A 19,035-nucleotide genomic window follows, 5' to 3' on the forward strand; every position below is an offset into this window, starting at 1 on the left:
CCGGGTCCGCGCGTGCGCGGTCCCGGCCCGGTGGATCACTGCCCGCCGGTGAGCTTCTCGCGCAGGGCGGCCAGAGCCTCGTCGGACGCGAGCGTGCCCGCGGCCTCGGGGGCCTCCGAGGTGTAGGAGGACGAGACCGAGCCGGCGCCGCTGGAGGACGACGGCGCGGAGGACGCAGCGGCCGCGGGGACACCCTCGGCCTCGGCGCGGGCCTCGGCCTCGGCGGCCTCGGCGACCAGGCGGCGGTGCGCCTCCCAGCGCTCGTGGGCGAGGGCGTACTGCGCCTCCCACTCCTCGCGCTGCGCCTCGTACCCCTCGAGCCACTCGTTGGTCTCGGGGTCGAAGCCCTCGGGGTACTTGTAGTTGCCCTGCTCGTCGTAGTCGGCGGCCATCCCGTACAGCGACGGGTCGAACTCCTCGCCGGCGGCGGCGAGGGACTCGGTGGCCTGCTTCAGCGACAGGGAGATCCGGCGACGCTCCAGGTCGATGTCGATGACCTTGACGAAGATGTCGCTGTTGACCTGGACGACCTGCTCGGGCACCTCGACGTGGCGCTCGGCCAGCTCGGAGATGTGCACCAGGCCCTCGATGCCGTCGTCGACGCGCACGAACGCGCCGAACGGGACCAGCTTGGTGACCTTGCCCGGCACGACCTGGCCGATGGCGTGGGTGCGGGCGAACTGCTGCCACGGGTCTTCCTGGGTGGCCTTCAGCGACAGGGACACGCGCTCGCGGTCCATGTCCACGTCGAGCACCTCGACCGTGACCTCCTGGCCGACCTCGACGACCTCGGAGGGGTGGTCGATGTGCTTCCAGGACAGCTCGGAGACGTGCACGAGGCCGTCCACGCCGCCCAGGTCGACGAACGCACCGAAGTTGACGATGGAGGAGACCACGCCGGAGCGGACCTGGCCCTTCTGCAGGGTCTGCAGGAAGGTCTGGCGCACCTCGGACTGGGTCTGCTCGAGCCAGGCGCGGCGGGACAGGACCACGTTGTTGCGGTTCTTGTCCAGTTCGATGATCTTGGCTTCGATCGTCTTGCCCACGTAGGGCTGCAGGTCGCGCACGCGGCGCATCTCGACCAGGGACGCCGGCAGGAACCCGCGGAGGCCGATGTCGAGGATGAGACCACCCTTGACGACCTCGATGACGGTGCCCTCGACGACCTCGTCGGCCTCCTTCTTGGCCTCGATCGTGCCCCAGGCGCGCTCGTACTGGGCGCGCTTCTTGGACAGGATCAGGCGGCCTTCCTTGTCCTCCTTCTGGAGGACCAGGGCCTCGACCTCGTCGCCGACGCCGACGACCTCGTTGGGGTCGACGTCGTGCTTGATCGAGAGCTCGCGCGAGGGGATGACACCCTCGGTCTTGTAACCGATGTCGAGGAGGACCTCGTCACGGTCGACCTTCACGATGGTGCCGGAGACGATGTCACCGTCGTTGAAGTACTTGATGGTCGCATCGACCGCGGCCAGGAACTCCTCAGCCGACCCGATGTCGTTGATCGCGATCTGAGGGGTACCGCTCACCGGAGCGGTCGTCGTGGTCGTCATGGAGGTAGGGGCTCCGTCAGGGACAGTCGTAGGGTCACGCCCGGGGGCTCCCGGCCGTCACGGGCGCGCACCTCGGGACGTGTCGTGGAACCGGGGGCGGACGCTCGCCGTTCAAGCCTACCGGCGCCGCTGCGCACAGGCAAAGCACGCCGTCGCGCCCGCGAGCGCCCCTGCCAGGATGGGCGGGTGAGCGGTGCGGTGGGCGCGGTGGGCGAAGGGTTCGGCGAGGGCGCCGGCGTGGAGGCCGAGGGCGGTCCCGCGGTGCAGCGGCGGGCCGTGGGGGCGTTGGAGACGGTGGCGGCGCAGCGGCGCTGGTGGGACGCGGAGGCGGTGGGCTACCGGGCCGAGCACGGGGCGTTCCTGGGGGACGCCCGTCCCGGTTCCGACCTCGTCTGGGGGCCGGAGGGCCTGCGCGAGGAGGAGGCCGGCCTGCTGGGGGACGTGCGGGGGCTGCGCGTGCTGGAGGTGGGTGCGGGCGCGGCGCAGTGCGCGCGGTGGCTGGCCGGGCGGGGTGCGCTGGTGGTGGCGAGCGACCTGTCCGCGGGGATGCTGGCCGAGGGGGTGGTGGCTGACGCCGAGGTGGGCGCGTGCACGCCGCTGGTGCAGTGCGACGCGCGGGTGCTTCCGTTCGCGGACGCGGCCTTCGACGTGGTCTTCACCTCGTACGGGGCGCTGCCGTTCGTGGCGGACGCCGACCGCGTGTTGACGGAGGTTGCGCGGGTGCTGCGGCCGGGTGGGCGGTTCGTGGCGAGCGTGCCGCACCCGGTGCGGTGGGCGCTGCCGGACGTGCCGGGTCCGGAGGGTCTGCGGGTGCACCACTCCTACTTCGACCGGCGCCCGTACGTGGAGACGGGCACGGACGGCGCTGGGCGCACGCGGGTGACGTACGCGGAGCACCACCGCACGGTGGGTGACTGGGTGCGGTTGGTGCGGGGCGCGGGGCTGGTGCTGGAGGACCTGGTGGAGCCGGAGTGGTCCTCCGGGGACGCGGTGTGGGGCGGGTGGAGCCGGCTGCGCGGGGAGCTGGTGCCGGGGACGCTGGTGCTGGTGTGCTCGCGGTCGGGGCGGCCGCGGCGGGCGGGTCGCGCTGGGTCGGAGCACAGCGACTCCTAGGGTGGCTCACGCGAAGCACCCACCGCCCGCGCGCCGCGCGCACGGGCCTCGAGACGGGACTCCCCCATGTCGACGCTCTCCCGCTGGTCCGTCGCGGCCGGCACCGGCCTGGTCCTGGCGCTGGGGTGCGTGGCGCCCGCGGCGTCGGCGGCTGCCTCCCCCGTCCCTCGCGCGTCCTCCGCCGCTGCCCCCGCCGGCGCCGTGTCCGCCGCGGAACCGGTGCGCGCGGTGGCGGACGTGCGGCTGCCGGTGGGCTGGCAGGCTCGCCGGGAGTCGGCGGCGGCGCGCACGGGGGTGCAGTCCCCCGTTTCCGCGGTGGTCGGCCGGGCGATCGACCCGGGCGAGCACGACTGCTCGCCGACGGCGCTGAGCGTGTACGCGGAGGGCCTGCTGGCCGGGCTGGACCCGCAGGAGCTGCGGTTCGTCGCGGACAGCGGTGTGCTGGACTTCCCGACGTACGACGCGCTGCTGTTCGGCACCGACGGGGACCCGGCGTACGCGCTGACCTCGTCCAGCCGCTCGGAGCTGGAGCGGACCTTCCGCTCCGCGCAGCGCTTCTGGGACGTGCCGAGCGCGGACGTCCAGCTGATGGCGATGCACGGGTCGGTGCTGCGGGACCCGGCGCGCCTGGCGCGGTTGCTGACGGTCCTCTACGGGCTGCCCGCGGCGGAGGCGCGGGAGTACTCCGCGCAGGTCGTCGCGGCGGTGGAGTCCGTCCCGGAGCTCGCCGGTGGCGAGAACCCGGTCTTCACCCTCAACGCCTACGCGTTCAGCGCACAGGGCGCGACGGACCCGCTGGTGGCCTCGCTGCCGGACAAGATCGTCTTCGGTGACGGGATCCTGGCGTTCATGTCCTCGATCGGGTTGTCGGACGTGGGTCCGCGGGCGGTGCTGGCGCACGAGTTCGCGCACCACGTGCAGTACGAGGACGATCTGTTCGACTCACCGTTGACGGGGCCGGAGGCGACGCGGCGCACGGAGCTGATGGCGGACGCGTTCGCGACGTACTTCGCCACGCACAAGCGGGGCGCGGCGCTGAACGCGAAGCGGGTGGTGCAGGCGCAGCGCTCCTTCGCCGAGGTGGGTGACTGCTCGTTCACCAGCCCCGGCCACCACGGCACCCCGAACCAGCGTGAGCGTGCGGCGCAGTGGGGCGCGGACCTGGCGGCATCGCAGCGCGAGCAGGGGCACGTCCTGCCGTCGCTGCAGGTGGCGGAGCGGTTCGAGGCGGCACTGGCGGAACTGGTGGCGCCGGACGCGCGCTGAGCCGCTGGAGCCCTGAGACGCGGCCGGGGCCACTCGCGGGTGGCCCCGGCCGCGTCGCGTCAATGACCGGCGTCGTGCCAGGAGGTACCCACGCCGACGGAGACGTCGAGGGGCACGGCGAGGTCGGCGGCACCGGCCATGGTGGTGCGCACCAGTCGCTCCAGCGGCTCGCGTTCTCCGGGGGCGACCTCGAGGACGAGTTCGTCGTGCACCTGCAGCAGCAGGCGCGAGCGCAGGCCGGCCTCGCGCAGGCCGCGGTCCAGGTCGAGCATGGCGACCTTGATGATGTCGGCCGCCGAGCCCTGGATGGGGGCGTTGAGCGCCATGCGCTCGGCCATCTCACGGCGCTGGCGGTTGTCGCTGGTCAGGTCCGGCAGGTAGCGGCGCCGGCCCATGATGGTCTCGGTGTAGCCGACGCGGCGGGCTTCGTCGACGACGCCGTGCAGGTAGTCGCGCACTCCGCCGAAGCGCTCGAAGTAGTCCTCCATGAGGCCACGGGCCTCTTCGGTGGAGATCTTCAGCTGGTTGGACAGGCCGAACGCGGACAGCCCGTAGGCCAGCCCGTAGGACATGGCCTTGATCTTGGCGCGCATGTCGGGGGTGACGTCGGCGGGGTCGACGCCGAAGACGCGGCTGCCGACGAAGCGGTGCAGGTCCTCGCCGGAGGTGAAGGCGGCGATGAGGCCTTCGTCGGCGGACAGGTGGGCCATGATCCGCATCTCGATCTGGGAGTAGTCCGCGGTGAGCAGGCTCTCCCAGGGTGTGCCGTCCTGGTCGCGGCCGACGACGAAGGCCGCACGGATGCGGCGGCCCTCGTCGGTGCGGATGGGGATGTTCTGCAGGTTGGGGTCGGTGGAGCTGAGCCGGCCGGTGGCGGCGATCATCTGCTGGAAGGTGGTGTGCACGCGACCGTCCTCGGCGACGGACTTGCGCAGGCCCTCGACGGTCTGGCGCAGGCGGGAGGCGTCGCGGTGCTCCAGCAGGTGCTGCAGGAACGGGTGCTCGGTCTTGACGTAGAGGGCGGCGAGGGCGTCGGCGTCGGTGGTGTAGCCCGTCTTGGTGCGCTTGGTCTTGGGCATGGCGAGCTGCTCGAACAGCACGGTCTGCAGCTGCTTGGGTGAGCCGAGGTTGATCTCGGTCCCGATGACCTCGTGCGCCTGGGTCTGGGCGTGGGTGACGCGGTCGGCGAAGTGCTGCTCGAGGTCGCTGAGCAGGTGGTCGTCGACGGCGATGCCGACGCGTTCGGCACGGGCGAGGACGTCGACGAGGGGCAGTTCGACCTCCTGCAGCAGGCGGGTGCCGCCGCGGGCCTCGAGCTCGGCGGCGAGCACGTCGGCGAGCTCGGAGATCGCCAGGGCGCGCACCATGCCCTCCTGGGCGCGGGCGTGCTGGTCGCCGCCGACGGGGCCTTCGCCGGCGTCGAGGGTGAGCTGCTCGTCGGTGCCCTCGGCGACGGTGGCGTCGGTGGGGCCCTCGGCGCGCAGTTCGCGCTTGAGGTGGCGCACGGACAGGTCGGCGAGGTCGTAGCTGCGCTGGTCCGGGCGGCACAGGTAGGCGGCCAGGGCGGTGTCCATGACGATGCCGGCGAGGGTCCAGCCGCGGGCGGCCAGGGCGTGGCTGGGGCCCTTGACGTCGTGGGTGACCTTGGGGGCTTCGGGGTCGGCGAGCCAGTCGGCCAAGGCGCGCTCGTCGGCGTCGGCGAGGGCGGTGGGGTCGATCCAGGCGGCGACGCCGTCGGCGCCGGCGAGCGCCAGGGCGGTGACGTCTCCGGTGCCACGGCTCCAGGTGCCGGTGACGTGCAGGCCGGTGCGCCGCTGGGCGTGCTCGGCGAGCCAGTCGGCGACCTCGCCGTCGAGGAGGACGGCGCCGTCGAGGCCGAAGCCGGCTTCGGCTTCGGGTTCGGCGCTCTCGAGGGTGGCGAAGAGGCGGTCGCGCAGGACGCGGAACTCGAGGCCGTCGAAGACGGTGTGGACCTGTTCGCGGTCCCAGGTGCGGCGCACGAGGTCGTCGGGGCGCACGGGCAGGTCCAGGTCGCGCACGAGGGCGTTGAGGCGGCGGTTGCGGATGACGCCGTCGAGGTGGGCGCGCAGGTTCTCGCCCGCCTTGCCCTTGATGCGGTCGGCGTCGGCGATGACGCCGTCGAGGCCGTCGTGGGCGGTGATCCACTTGGCGGCGGTCTTGGGGCCGACGCCGGGCACGCCGGGCAGGTTGTCGCTGGTCTCCCCCACCAGGGCGGCCAGGTCGGGGTAGCGCTCGGGGGGGACGCCGTAGCGTTCCTGGACGACGTCGGGGGTCATGCGCAGCAGGTCGGAGACGCCCTTGCGGGGGTACAGGACGGTGACCTCGGGGCGCACCAGCTGCAGGGCGTCGCGGTCGCCGGTGGAGATGAGGACGTCGTAGCCGGCGCTGACGGCTTGTTCGGTGAGGGTGGCGATGACGTCGTCGGCCTCGTAGCCGTCCATCTCGACGACGGGGACGCGCAGGGCGGCGAGGACTTCCTTGACCAGTTCGACCTGACCGCGGAACTCGTCGGGGCTCTTGAGGCGGGTGGCCTTGTAGTCGGCGTAGGCCTGCGTGCGGAAGGTGGTGCGGGAGACGTCGAAGGCGACGGCGAGGTGGGTGGGTTCCTCGTCGCGCAGGACGTTGATGAGCATGGAGGTGAACCCGTAGACCGCGTTGGTGGGCTGGCCGGTGCTGGTGGCGAAGTTGTCCACGGGCAGGGCGTAGAAGGCGCGGTAGGCCAGGGAGTGGCCGTCGACCAGGAGCAGGCGGGGGCGGGTCTGCTCCGTTCCGGTGCCGCTGCTGGCGCCGCTGCTGGGGCGGGTGGGGCGGGTGGCCCGGCGGGTGGTCGGCGCGGGGGGTGGGGTCACGTCGGTCAGGGTAGTCAGGGGCTCGGACGCGCGGTGGGCGAGCGGGGTGGCTGGGGGGTCAGGCCACGGGGGCGGGGCCGGGGACCTCGCCCGGGATGGGCAGCGGGGTGCCGGTCGACGGGGTGCTGCGGGTGAGCGGGGTGCGGGGTGCGGGCGGGGGGGTGTCGCGGGCCAGGCGGGCGCGCAGGGACCGGCGGCGGGCCACGACGCCGGACCGGCGGTCCCCGCGCCCGTCGGTGCCGTCCACGGCCAGGCGGCGGCGCAGCAGGGTCAGGGGGGCGGCGCGGCGCACGACGACGGGGGCGAAGCCCAGGCGCGCCAGGTAGCGGGTGTAGTCGCGGTCACCCGGCAGCGCGGTGCAGGCCAGTTGCTCCGCGCCCTGGGCCTCGGCCAGCAGGAGGGCGCGGCGCAGCAGGGCGCGGCCCACGCCGCGGCGGCGCTGCTCGGGCACGACGTGCAGGTGTTCCACGCTGGGGCCGGCGCAGCCGCCCAGCGGCAGCAGCGGGGTGGAGGTCAGCAGCGCGTACCCGACCGGCTCACCGGCCACGCTGGCGATCAGGACCCGCACGGTGCCCTCGGCCAGGGCGCGCTGCAGGCGGGCGCGCACGCCGTCGGTGGAGGCGCGCAGCTGCCCGGAGTCGAAGCGGGCCGAGGCGTACAGGCGCATCAGGGTGTCCACGTCGCTGAGCGCGGCTTCGCGCACCAGCACGGCAGGTTTCGGCACGTCGTCCTCCTCGAACGGACCGGGCCCCCGCTTCCGGTCGCCGCGATCGCGGCTGAGGGGACATTAGGGCTTGCGGGGGTGCAGCGGAAGGTCGGGTGGCGCGCGGCGGGCCGGGGGTGGGTGCGCTCTCACCCGTGCGGGTCAGCGGGGTGCGTGGACGCCGACGCCCCGGCACGCAGGGTGCGCCGGGGCGTCAGCGGTGGGGCGCTGGGCGCCCGGGGGCCGGAGGCCGGATCAGGAACCGTCGCCGGCGTTGATGACGGTGGTGGCGACCTCGCGCATCGTCAGGCGCTTGTCCATGGAGGTCTTCTGGATCCAGCGGAACGCCTCGGGCTCGCTCATGCCGAACTGGGTCTGCAACTTGGACTTGGCGCGGTCGACCAGCTTGCGGGTCTCGAAGCGGTCGGCGAGGTCGGCGACCTCGTCCTCCAGGGCCATGATCTGCTGGTGGCGGCTGACGGCGATCTCGACCGCGGGCAGCAGGTCGGCGGAGGTGAACGGCTTGACCACGTACGCCATCGCGCCGGCGTCGCGGGCCCGCTCGACGAGCTCGGCCTGGGAGAAGGCGGTCAGCAGCACCACCGGGGCGATGCGGGCCTTGACGATGCGCTCGGCCGCGGAGATGCCGTCCAGGACGGGCATCTTGATGTCCATGACGACCAGGTCGGGCTTGTGCTCCTCGGCCAGGACGACCGCCTGCTCGCCGTCACCGGCCTCGCCCACGACGTCGTAGCCGGCCTCCCGCAGCATCTCCACGATGTCGAGACGGATGATCGCCTCGTCCTCCGCGACGACCACCCGGCGAGCGGTCGTGGGCGGGGTCGCGGCGGTGTCGGAAGTGTTGGTCACGCCCTCATCCTAGAGGGCGGCCGGCGGCGCGCCGGAGCCCCGTCACCCGCCGGGGCGGGCGCGGCGGCCGGTAGGGTGGCCCGGTCGCCTCTCGGGGTCCTGCGGGTCCTGCGGGGGTGGTGGCCGGCCCCGGTAGCCCAACCGGCAGAGGCAATCGACTCAAACTCGATCCAGTGTGGGTTCGAATCCCACCCGGGGCACTGCGCTCGACGCGTCCACGCGGTCCACCCGCACGGGCGGGGCGGGCACGCACGAGGGGGGACGGACCAGCTGGTCCGTCCCCCCTCGTGCGTGCGGTGGTGCGTCGGCCGCTCAGGCGTAGGCCGAGGAGACCCCCGCCGTGGCGTCGCCGATGCGGTGCACGCGCACGGCGTTGGTGGAACCGACGATGCCCGGGGGGGCACCGGCCACGATGACCACCAGGTCGCCTTCCGCGCAGCGGCCCATCTCCCGCAGGCGCTGGTCCAGGGCCTTGACCATCTCGTCGGTGGTGCTGATGAACGGCGAGTGGTGCGCCTCGATGCCCCAGCTGAGGGCCAGGCGGCGGCGGGTGGCGTGCTCGGGGGTGAAGGCGAGCAGCGGGATCGGCGAGCGCAGCCGCGACAGGCGCCGGGCGGAGTCGCCGGACTGGGTGAAGGTCACCAGCAGCGCGGCGTCGAGCTGCTTGCCGATTTCGGAGGCGGCCAGCGTGATCGCGCCGCCCTTGGTGTGCGGGGTGGTGCCCAGCGGCACGATGCGCTCGGCGCCGTGGGTCTCGGTGTTCTCGATGATGCGGGCCATGGTGCGCACGGCCTCGTAGGGGAAGGCGCCCACGCTGGTCTCGCCGGAGAGCATGAGGGCGTCGGCGCCGTCCAGGACGGCGTTGGCGCAGTCGGAGGCCTCCGCGCGGGTGGGGCGCGGGCTGGTGATCATCGACTCGAGCATCTGGGTGGCGACGATGACGGGCTTGGCCTGGCGGCGGGCCAGTTCGATGGCGCGCTTCTGGACCAGCGGGACCTCTTCCAGGGGCAGCTCGACGCCCAGGTCCCCCCGGGCGACCATGATGCCGTCGAAGGCCGCCACGACCTCGCGCAGGTTCTGCACGGCCTGGGGCTTCTCGACCTTGGCGATGACCGGGACGGTCACGCCCTCCTCGTCCATGATGCGGTGCACGTCGGCGGCGTCGGCGGCCGAGCGCACGAAGGACAGCGCCACCATGTCCACGCCCAGGCGCAGCGCGAAGCGCAGGTCGTCGATGTCCTTCTCGGACATGGCCGGGACGCTGACGGCCACACCGGGCAGGTTGATGCCCTTGTTGTTGCTGACCGGGCCGGGAACGGCCACGCGGGTGACCACGCGCGGGCCCTCGACGGCGGTGACGTCCAGTCCGACCTTGCCGTCGTCGATGAGGATGCGGTCGCCCACGGACACGTCGCCGGTCAGGCCCCCGTAGGTGGTGGAGCACACCTCCTTGGTGCCCACGACGTCCTCGGTGGTGATGGTGAAGACGTCACCCACCGCCAGTTCGTGGGGACCGTCGGCGAACCTCCCCAGCCGGATCTTGGGGCCCTGCAGGTCGGCGAGGACGCCGACCGAGCGGCCGGTGGCCTCGGCCGCGGCGCGCACCCCCTCGAAGTTGGCCCGGTGGTCGTCGTGGGAGCCGTGGCTCAGGTTCATCCGGGCGACGTCCATCCCGGCGTCCACCAGGGCCCGCAACCGCTCGGTGCCGGCCACGGCGGGCCCGAGGGTGCAGACGATCTTCGCTCTGCGCATGCTGCGAGCCTATGCCGCCTGCCCCGGTGCGTGCGCCGCGGGGCGTGCTGGGTGCCCGGCGGCGGCCGCGCCGCTGCCGGGGTTTCACGCCCCGGTCACGTGCCGGTCACCGCGCCCGCCGGTGCGCTCCCCCGCCGCTGCGCACCCCGGCGTGCGCGGCGGTGGCCGTGCGCCATGCTGGCTGCCATGACGACGGGAGCCGGAACGGGCCGTGACGACGTGGTGCTGGGCACCGCGGTGGACCTGGAGATCGACGAGCTGATCGAGGAGGGCGTGGCCGACCTAGAGCACGAGTACGCGGTGTACGTGCGTCTGCACGCCGACGCGGACTGGCCCGCGGGCGCGCTGCGTGAGCTGGTGGCCGCGCTGCGCACCGCGCACCCGCGCATCGAGTCCGTCGACGTGCCCGAGCACGACGTGGTCATCAGCGTCGACGGCGACGGCCTGGACGCCGAGAGCGCCGCGCAGCGGGCGCTGGAGAAGGTCGAGGAGGCCGCCGCCGCGCGGGGCTTGGCCGGGCACGCCGCGGACGTCACCGTGATCAGCGACTCGGCGGTGTGGGTGTACGACCGGGAGACCGTCGCCGGCTGGTGACGCACCGGGTGCGCCCCACCCCGGTGCGGGTCCGACCCGCGGGTCCGACCCGCGGGCTCGACTCGCGTGCCGGGGCCGTGCCGCGGCAGGATCGCCACCGGGTCGAGCCGGGGCCCGAGCGTCGGCAGCGGGAGGGACCAGGTGGCGCGAGCCGAGCACCCCGGGGTCGAGACGGTCGTGCCGCGGACCTGGGCGGAGCTTCAGGACCTGCTGTTCTCCGAACCGTGGCCGCAGCGGGCGGGCCGCTACCACTCCACCGTGGTGCACCGCGGCCTGGTCTGCGCCGGGTACGGGTTGCTGACGTCGCTGCAGCGGCTGGGACGCCTGGAGCGCGAGACGGACCTGCTGCGAAACTTCCGCAAGTACTCCCGGGTGCCGTTCGGTCGCCAGGAGAGCGACTGGGAGTGGTTGACGCTGGCGCAGCACCACGGGCTGCCCACCCGCATCCTGGACTGGACGTACTCACCGCTGGTCGCGCTGCACTTCGCCACCGCCGACGTGCAGCGCCACGACGAGGACGGCGCGGTGTGGAGCGTGGACTTCGTGGCCGCTCACGAACGGCTGCCCGAGCAGGTGCGCTCGGCGCTGCGGGAGTGGGGTGGTGCGGCGTTCACGGTGGAGCTGCTGGGTCAGGTGGCGCCCACGCTGACGGCGTTCGACGCGCTCGACCCCGAACCGTTCATGGTGTTCTTCGAACCCCCGTCGCTGGACGAGCGGATCGTCAACCAGTACGCCAGCTTCTCGGTGCTGTCCTCGCGGCGCGAGCGGCCAGACGCGTGGCTGACGCGGGCCGAGCCGCCGCTGGTGCGCAAGGTGGTGGTGCCGGCCGCGCTGAAGCCGCTGGTGCGTGAACGCCTGGACCAGGCGAACATCACCGAGCGGGTGCTCTTCCCCGGGTTGGACGGGCTGAGCCGGTGGCTGACGCGCTACTACTCCAGCCCGCCGCGCTGCTGAGCGCGGCGGGCCGGAGCAGGTGGGCGCACGTCCGCTGGGCGGGGCGGCGCCGAGAGCGTCCGTTCAGGCCGTCAGCGGGGCGGCGTCGGCGCGGATGGGCGCGGGCAGGGCCGTGTCACCCATGAGGTGCTCGTCGACGGCGGCGGCGCAGGCGCGCCCCTCGGCGATGGCCCACACGATCAGCGACTGCCCGCGTCCGGCGTCGCCGGCCACGAACACGCCAGGGGTGGCGGTGGCGTACCCGGGGGTGCGGGTGAAGCGGGTGCGCTGGTCCGGGGTGAGCCCGAGCTGCTCGACCAGCCCGCCGTGCTCGGGGCCGGTGAACCCGATGGCCAGCAGCACCAGCTGGGCGGGCAGGTCCTGCTCGGTGCCGGCCACCGGCGTCCAGGCGCCGTCGACCTTCTCGACCTCCACGATGCGCAGCGCCTTCACGTGGCCCTGCTCGTCGCCGATGAGGGCCTGCGTGCTGGCGGAGAACTTCCGCTGACCGCCCTCCTCGTGGGAGGAGGAGACGCTGAACACCTTGGGCACGGTGGGCCACGGTTCGCTCTCGGGCCGCTCCCCCGGCGCCTTGGGGTAGATGTCCAGCTGGGTCACCGAGCGCGCGCCCTGCCGCAGGGCGGTGCCGTAGCAGTCCGAGCCGGTGTCGCCGCCGCCGATGATGACCACGTCCAGGCCGGCGGCGTCGATGTAGTCCGCCGGGCGGGGCTCACCGACCGCGGTGCGGTTGGTGGGCGGCAGGTACTGCATGGCCTGGTGGACGCCCGCCAGCTCGCGGCCGGCGATGTCCACGTCGCGCCACTGCGTGGCGCCGGTGGCGACCACGACGGCGTCGTAACGCTCGCGCAGCTGCTCACCGGTGATGTCGGTGCCGATGTCCACCCCCGGGCGGAAGCGGGTGCCCTCGGCCTCCATCTGCGCCAGGCGCCGGTCCAGGACGGAGCGTTCCATCTTGAACTCGGGGATGCCGTAGCGCATGAGCCCGCCGATCTTGTCGTCGCGCTCGTAGACGGCGACGGTGTGCCCGGCGCGGGTCAGCTGCTGGGCAGCGGCCAGTCCCGCGGGCCCGGAGCCGACCACGGCGACCGTCTTGCCGGTCAGCCGCTCCGGCGGGCGCGGCTCCAGCCAGCCGTTGTCGGCGGCCGTCTCGGCGATCATCACCTCGACCTGCTTGATGGTCACCGGCGGCTGGTTGATGCCCAGCACGCAGGCGGACTCGCACGGCGCCGGGCACAGCTTCCCGGTGAACTCCGGGAAGTTGTTCGTGGCGTGCAGGCGCTCGATGGCCTCGTGCATGTCGCCGCGGCTGACCAGGTCGTTCCACTCGGGGATGAGGTTCCCCAGCGGGCAGGCGTTGTGGCAGAAGGGGATGCCGCAGTCCATGCAGCGACCGGCCTGGCGCTGCAGCTGCTCCTGGCTCTGCCTCTCGTAGACCTCGCGCCAGTCCATCAGGCGCAGCGGCACCGGGCGGCGCGGCGGCAGCTCGCGCTCGCGGACCTTCAGGAAACCCCGGGGATCAACCATGAGATGCCTCCATGATGCGGGTCAGCACGGCCTCCGAGTCCGGCTCCAGGCCGTCGCTGACGGCCTGGGCGCGCACCTGCAGGACGCGGCGGTAGTCCCGCGGGACGATCGTCGAGAAGCGCTGCCGCGCGGTTCCCCAGTCGCTGAGGAGCTTGGCGGCGACGGTGGAGTCGGTGTGCTCGCGGTGGGCCACCAGCAGGTCGTGCACGCGGGCGGCGGCTTCGTCGTCGAGGGGCTCCACGTCCACCATGTCGCGGTTGACGCGGCCCTCCTTGAGGTCCAGCACGTGCGCCAGGCCGCCGGACATGCCCGCGGCGACGTTGCGGCCGGTGCGGCCCACGATGACGACCTCACCGCCGGTCATGTACTCCAGCGCGTGATCACCCACGCCCTCCACCACGGCGGTGGCACCGGAGTTGCGCACGCAGAAGCGCTCGCCGACCTCCCCGCGCAGGAAGATCGAGCCGGAGGTCGCGCCGTAGCCGATGACGTTGCCCGCGACGATGTCGCGCTCGCGCGAACCGCTGGCGCGGTCCGGGCGCACCACGACGGTGCCGCCCGAGAGGCCCTTGCCGACGTAGTCGTTGGTGTCGCCGAACAGCCGCAGGGTGACACCGCGCGGCAGGAACGCGCCCAGCGACTGCCCCGCCGAACCGGTCAGGGTGATGTCGATGGTGCCCTCGGGCAGGCCGGCCGCGCCCCAGGCCTTGGTGACCTCGTGGCCCAGCAGGGTGCCGATGGTGCGGTTGACGTTGCGCACGGGCAGCTCGATCCGCACGGGGGTGCCGTCGCGCAGGGCGGCGCTGGCGCGCTCGATCAGCACGTGGTCCAGCGCCTTCTCCAGCGCGTGGTCCTGCGTCTGCGTCTGGTGCAGCGCGGTGCCCTCCGGCAGCGCCGGGGCGTGCAGGATCGGCGCCAGGTCCAGCCCGGCGGCCTTCCAGTGCGACACGGCGCGGCGGGTGTCCAGGACCTCCACGTGCCCCACGGCCTCGTCCAGGGAGCGGAAGCCGAGCTGGGCGAGGTACTCGCGCACCTCCTGGGCCAGGTACTCGAAGAACGTCACCAGGTACTCGGCCTTGCCGGTGAACCGCGAGCGCAGCTCGGGGTTCTGGGTGGCCACCCCGACCGGGCAGGTGTCCAGCTGGCACACGCGCATCATGATGCAGCCGGAGACGACCAGCGGGGCGGTGGCGAACCCGAACTCCTCGGCGCCCAGCAGGGCGGCGATGACGACGTCGCGGCCGGTCTTCAGCTGCCCGTCGACCTGCACGGAGATGCGGTCGCGCAGGCCGTTGACGACGAGCGTCTGCTGGGTCTCGGCCAGACCCAGCTCCCAGGGGCCGCCGGCGTGCTTGAGGCTGGTCAGCGGTGCCGCGCCGGTGCCGCCGTCGTGGCCGGAGATCAGCACGACGTCGGCCTTGGCCTTGGACACGCCGGTGGCGACCGTGCCGACGCCGACCTCGGAGACGAGCTTGACGTGCACGCGCGCCGAGGGGTTGGAGTTCTTCAGGTCGTGGATGAGCTGGGCGAGGTCCTCGATGGAGTAGATGTCGTGGTGCGGCGGCGGGGAGATGAGCCCGACGCCGGGCGTGGAGTGCCGGGTCTTGGCGATGTTCGGGTACACCTTGTGACCGGGCAACTGCCCGCCCTCGCCGGGCTTGGCGCCCTGGGCGACCTTGATCTGCAGGTCGGTGGCGTGGGTGAGGTACATGCTGGTCACGCCGAAGCGGCCCGAAGCGATCTGCTTGATGGCGGAGTTGCGCTCGGGGTCCAGCAGGCGCTCGTCGTCCTCGCCGCCCTCGCCGGTGTTGGACTTCGCGCCCAGGCGGTTCATCGCCACGGCCAGGACCTCGTGGGCCTCCTTGCTGATGGAGCCGTAGCTCATCGCGCCGGTGGAGAACCGCTTGACGATCTCGCTGACCGGCTCGACCTCGTCCACGGGGACGGGTTCGCGCACGCCCTTCTTCAGCTGCAGCAGCCCGCGCAGGGTCATCAGGCGCTCGGCCTGCTCGTCCACGCGGCGGGTGTAGCTGCGGAACAGCTCCTCGTTGCGCTGGCGGGTGGAGTGCTGCAGCTGGAAGACGGTCTCGGGGTCGAACAGGTGCGGTTCGCCCTCGCGGCGCCACTGGTACTCGCCGCCGGTCTCCAGGCGGCGGTGGGCGCGCTCCTGGCCCTCCACGGGGTAGGCGATGCGGTGGCGCTTGGCGACCTCCTCGGCGAGCACGTCGAGGCCGACCCCGCCCAGGCGGGAGGTGGTGGCGGTGAAGTACTCGTCGACGAGGGTCTGGGACAGGCCCAGTGCCTCGAAGACCTGCGCGCCGCGGTAGGAGGCGACGGTGGAGATGCCCATCTTGGACATGACCTTCAGCACGCCCTTGCCGAGGGCCTTGATGAGGTTCTTGACCGCGGTGGCCGGGTCCACGTCGGCGATGACGCCGTTGCGGGCGAGGTCCTCGACGGTCTCCATCGCCAGGTAGGGGTTGATGGCGGCGGCGCCGTAGCCCACGAGCAGGGCGACGTGGTGGACCTCGCGCACGTCGCCGGCCTCCACGACCAGGCCGACCTGGGTGCGCAGCTTCTGGCGCACCAGGTGGTGGTGCACGGCGCTGGTCAGCAGCAGCGAGGGGATGGGGGCCAGCTCCGCGGTGGAGTCACGGTCGGACAGGACCACGAAGACGGCACCGTCGGCGATGGCGCGCGAGACCTCCGCGCGGATCTCCTCGATGCGCCGGGCCAGCTCCGCGCCGCCGCCGGCGACCCGGTACAGGCCCTTGACGGTGTGGGTGGTGCGGCCCGGGTTGCGGCGGTCCTTGTCGATGTGGACGATCTTGGCGAGCTCGTCGTTGTCGATGACCGGGAAGGGCAGCACCAGCTGGTGGCAGTGCGCCGGTGACTCGGCCAGGAAGTTCTGGTGCGGGCCGGCGATGGTGATCAGCGAGGTGACGAGCTCCTCGCGGATGGCGTCCAGCGGCGGGTTGGTGACCTGCGCGAACAGCTGGGTGAAGTAGTCGAACAGCAGCCGCGGGCGCTCGGAGAGCACCGCCAGGGGCGTGTCGGAGCCCATGGAGCCGATCGGCTCGGCGCCGGCGCGGGCCATGGGCGCCAGGATGAGCCGCAGCTCCTCCTCGGTGTAGCCGAAGGTCTGCTGGCGGCGGGCCACCGAGGCGTGGGTGTGCACGACGTGCTCGCGCGGGGGCAGGTCGCCCAGGTGCACGACGTTCTTGAGCCACTCGGCGTACGGCTGGGCGCCGGCGAGCTCGGCCTTGATCTCCTCGTCGTCGACGATGCGACCGCGGGCGGTGTCGACCAGGAACATCTTCCCGGGCGCCACGCGGCCGCGGGCGACCACCGAGGCGGGGTCCAGGTCCAGGACGCCGACCTCGCTGGCGAGGACGACAAGGCCGTCGTCGGTGACCCAGTAGCGCGAGGGCCGCAGGCCGTTGCGGTCCAGGACGCAGCCGATGACGGTGCCGTCGGTGAAGGTGAGGTTGGCCGGGCCGTCCCACGGCTCGGAGAACATCGAGTGGAACTCGTAGAAGGCCCGGCGGGCCGGGTCCATCTCGGTGTTGTTCTCCCACGCCTCGGGGATCATCATCAGCACCGCGTGCGGCAGGGAGCGCCCGGCCAGGTGCAGCAGCTCCAGGACCTCGTCGAAGGAGGCGGAGTCCGAGCCCTCGGTGGCGCACACCGGGCCCAGGCGCTGCACGTCGCCGGGGATGAGCGGGGTGCTCATCTGCGACTCGCGCGCGGCCATCCAGTTGCGGTTGCCCTTGACGGTGTTGATCTCGCCGTTGTGGGCGATGGTGCGGAAGGGGTGCGCCAGCGGCCACGAGGGGAAGGTGTTGGTCGAGAAGCGGGAGTGGACCAGGCCCAGCTCGCTGGTGAAGCGGCGGTCGGACAGGTCGGGGAAGAACGGCTCCAGCTGACCGGTGGTCAGCATGCCCTTGTAGACCATGGTGCGCGCCGACAGGGAGGGGAAGTAGACGCCCAGCTCGCGCTCGGCGCGCTTGCGCAGCGGGTAGACGCGCCGGTCCAGGTCGATGCCTGCCTCGCCGGAGGGGCCGGCCACGAACAGCTGCGCGAAGTGGGGCATGCAGGCGCGGGCCTGGGCGCCGACGAGGTCGGCGGTGACGGGCACGTCGCGCCAGCCGAGGACCCGCAGGCCCTCCTCGGCGGCGAGCTGCTCGATGCGCGCGACGGCCTCGGCCCGCTCGGCGGTGTCCACGGGCAGGAACGCGTTGCCGGCGGCGTAGGTGCCCTTCGCCGGCAGCTCGATGCCCAGCTCCGCGGTGACGGCGCGCAGGAATTCGTCGGGGACCTGGGTGAGGATCCCGGCGCCGTCGCCGGTGTTGGTCTCCGCGCCCACCGCGCCGCGGTGGTCGAGGTTGCGCAGCGCGGTCAGGGCGTGCTCGACGATGTCGTGGCCGGGTTCGCCGCGCATGGTGGCGACGAAGGCGACGCCGCAGGCGTCCTTCTCGTTGCTGCGGTCGTACAGGCCGGCGTCCGGCGGCAGCGCCGAGAAGGGCAGCGGGCGGACGGGCTGTGCGGGGGCGTGTCCAGCGGTGTGCCCGGCGGTGTGCGCGGTGAGCTGCGCGAGGGGTTGCGACATGCGGTGCACCGTCCTCGGAGAGAGGTCCGTCAGGACCTCGATGGACAGGGGGTCTCTCGACGGGTCTCCTCGAGCGTGGCCCCGCACCGCCCTGACGGGCGTGAGCGGGGTCAAGGGCGCGCACCTGGTGGGCGCGCACCCCTGGACGGGGGACGGCGCTGGCCCCGCGTTCACCTCACTGTAACGCCCAGGAGCTCGTGCTCATTCGCACGAGAGCATCACCGGATCGTCACGACCTGGGGTGGTCCTGGTCACGTGAGGACGGCTGCGAGGACTCGGTCACGGTCGGTTTACCGGCCTGCTGCTCGGCGTCACCAGCGGGAGGAGTGGCCGCCGGGGACTGCGGCGAGGGTACCCGCTCCAGCGGTTCGTCCCGACCACTGCCGTCGCGCTCGCCGCGGTGGCGGCGCCTGGAGATCACGCAGGCGGCCAGCGCCACCAGCAGGACCACGGCCGAGACCCACTGGTTCACCCGCAGGCCGGCGATCTCGTTGGCCTCGTCGATGCGCAGCGCCTCGGTCACCGAGCGCCCCGCGGTGTAGAGCACGACGTACAGGGCGAAGGCCTGCCCGTGCCGCAGCCGCCAGCGCCGGTCGGCCAGGACGATCACGGCGGCAGACAGCAGGCACCACAGCGACTCGTACAGGAACGTGGGGTGGAAGGTGCCCAGCACGACCGGCTCACCGTCGGCGCCGGTCACCGCGCGGCCGGTGGCCTCGTCCCAGTCGTGGATCGTCAGCGCCCACGGCAGGTCGGTGGCCCGGCCGTACAGCTCGTTGTTGAACCAGTTGCCCCAGCGGCCCAGGGCCTGGGCGACGAGCAGGCCGGGGGCGACGGCGTCGGCGAAGGGCGCCAGGCGGTACCCGGCGCGACGGCAGGCGATCCAGGCGCCCAGCGCCCCGGCGGCCACCGCGCCCCAGATGCCCAGGCCGCCCTCCCACACGTACAGCGCCCGCACCGGGTCCCCGCCCGGGCCGAAGTACGCCTCCGGCGAGGTGATCACGTGGTAGATGCGGGCGCCGACGACCCCCAGGGGCACCGCCCACACCGCGACGTCCAGGGGGAAGTCGGCACGCCCGCCCTTGGCGCGCCAGCGGCGGCCGGTGATCCACAGGCCCGCGACGATGCCGGCCAGGATGCACAGCGCGTAGGCACGCAGGGGCACCGGGCCCAGGTACCACACGCTCTGCGTGGGGCTGGGCAGTGCGGCGCTCACGCCGCTCCGCAACG

At 73.1% G+C, this 19,035-nt stretch carries 12 protein-coding genes and 1 tRNA gene; 5 read left to right on the forward strand and 8 right to left on the reverse strand.

Annotated elements, in window-relative coordinates:
* Positions 1 to 35: 35 nt before the first annotated feature.
* Positions 36 to 1,550, reverse strand: coding sequence for a 30S ribosomal protein S1 (rpsA, locus tag ACRYR8_RS05880; RefSeq protein ID WP_432483165.1), 1,515 nt, complete (start codon positions 1,548 to 1,550; stop codon positions 36 to 38).
* Positions 1,551 to 1,811: 261 nt separating this feature from the next.
* On the opposite strand from rpsA, the gene ACRYR8_RS05885 reads away from it, so the two are divergent.
* Together ACRYR8_RS05885 and ACRYR8_RS05890 are read left to right on the forward strand one after the other, a co-directional pair.
* Positions 1,812 to 2,663 carry a class I SAM-dependent methyltransferase gene (locus tag ACRYR8_RS05885; RefSeq protein ID WP_432483243.1) on the forward strand — a complete coding sequence of 284 codons (852 nt, stop codon included), beginning with the start codon at positions 1,812 to 1,814 and terminating at the stop codon, positions 2,661 to 2,663.
* 66 nt (positions 2,664 to 2,729) lie between these two features.
* Positions 2,730 to 3,929: a neutral zinc metallopeptidase gene (locus ACRYR8_RS05890; RefSeq protein WP_432483167.1), complete on the forward strand. Its 1,200-nt coding sequence runs from the start codon at positions 2,730 to 2,732 to the stop codon at positions 3,927 to 3,929.
* Between the two features lie 59 nt (positions 3,930 to 3,988).
* Here the strand turns inward: ACRYR8_RS05890 and polA are convergent, their stop codons facing one another.
* From polA to ACRYR8_RS05905, 3 genes are all read right to left on the reverse strand, one after another.
* Positions 3,989 to 6,799 carry a DNA polymerase I gene (polA, locus tag ACRYR8_RS05895; protein WP_432483169.1) on the reverse strand — a complete coding sequence of 937 codons (2,811 nt, stop codon included), beginning with the start codon at positions 6,797 to 6,799 and terminating at the stop codon, positions 3,989 to 3,991.
* A 58-nt stretch (positions 6,800 to 6,857) separates the two neighbouring features.
* Positions 6,858 to 7,523, reverse strand: a complete 666-nt coding sequence (locus tag ACRYR8_RS05900) for a GNAT family N-acetyltransferase (RefSeq protein WP_432483171.1) — start codon at positions 7,521 to 7,523, stop codon at positions 6,858 to 6,860.
* Between the two features lie 234 nt (positions 7,524 to 7,757).
* Positions 7,758 to 8,372, reverse strand: a complete 615-nt coding sequence (locus tag ACRYR8_RS05905) for an ANTAR domain-containing response regulator (protein ID WP_432483173.1) — start codon at positions 8,370 to 8,372, stop codon at positions 7,758 to 7,760.
* Positions 8,373 to 8,498: 126 nt separating this feature from the next.
* Between ACRYR8_RS05905 and ACRYR8_RS05910 the strand changes: the two genes are divergently transcribed.
* A tRNA-Leu gene (locus ACRYR8_RS05910) sits at positions 8,499 to 8,572 on the forward strand.
* 112 nt (positions 8,573 to 8,684) lie between these two features.
* Here ACRYR8_RS05910 and pyk read toward each other — a convergent pair.
* Entirely contained in the window at positions 8,685 to 10,124 is a 1,440-nt protein-coding gene (gene pyk, locus ACRYR8_RS05915; protein ID WP_432483175.1) for a pyruvate kinase, read from the reverse strand.
* A gap of 186 nt (positions 10,125 to 10,310) precedes the next feature.
* On the opposite strand from pyk, the gene ACRYR8_RS05920 reads away from it, so the two are divergent.
* A complete protein-coding gene (locus ACRYR8_RS05920; RefSeq protein ID WP_432483177.1) occupies positions 10,311 to 10,718 on the forward strand; it encodes a hypothetical protein in 408 nt (135 codons plus the stop codon).
* 141 nt (positions 10,719 to 10,859) lie between these two features.
* Positions 10,860 to 11,672, forward strand: coding sequence for an FRG domain-containing protein (locus ACRYR8_RS05925; RefSeq protein WP_432483179.1), 813 nt, complete (start codon positions 10,860 to 10,862; stop codon positions 11,670 to 11,672).
* A gap of 63 nt (positions 11,673 to 11,735) precedes the next feature.
* Here the strand turns inward: ACRYR8_RS05925 and ACRYR8_RS05930 are convergent, their stop codons facing one another.
* The 3 genes from ACRYR8_RS05930 to lgt form a co-directional block, all read right to left on the reverse strand.
* Positions 11,736 to 13,196 (reverse strand): glutamate synthase subunit beta, encoded by a 1,461-nt coding sequence (locus tag ACRYR8_RS05930; protein ID WP_432483181.1) that lies wholly within the window; start codon positions 13,194 to 13,196, stop codon positions 11,736 to 11,738.
* On the reverse strand, positions 13,189 to 17,805 hold the full coding sequence (gene gltB / locus ACRYR8_RS05935) for a glutamate synthase large subunit (protein ID WP_432483183.1): 4,617 nt from the start codon (positions 17,803 to 17,805) through the stop codon (positions 13,189 to 13,191). The genes ACRYR8_RS05930 and gltB overlap by 8 nt, the downstream gene beginning before the upstream one ends.
* A 229-nt stretch (positions 17,806 to 18,034) precedes the next feature.
* A complete protein-coding gene (gene lgt / locus ACRYR8_RS05940; protein ID WP_432483187.1) occupies positions 18,035 to 19,021 on the reverse strand; it encodes a prolipoprotein diacylglyceryl transferase in 987 nt (328 codons plus the stop codon).
* Positions 19,022 to 19,035 lie beyond the last annotated feature (14 nt).

This window comes from Kineococcus esterisolvens (genome assembly GCF_050871405.1).
Taxonomy (GTDB): domain Bacteria; phylum Actinomycetota; class Actinomycetes; order Actinomycetales; family Kineococcaceae; genus Kineococcus.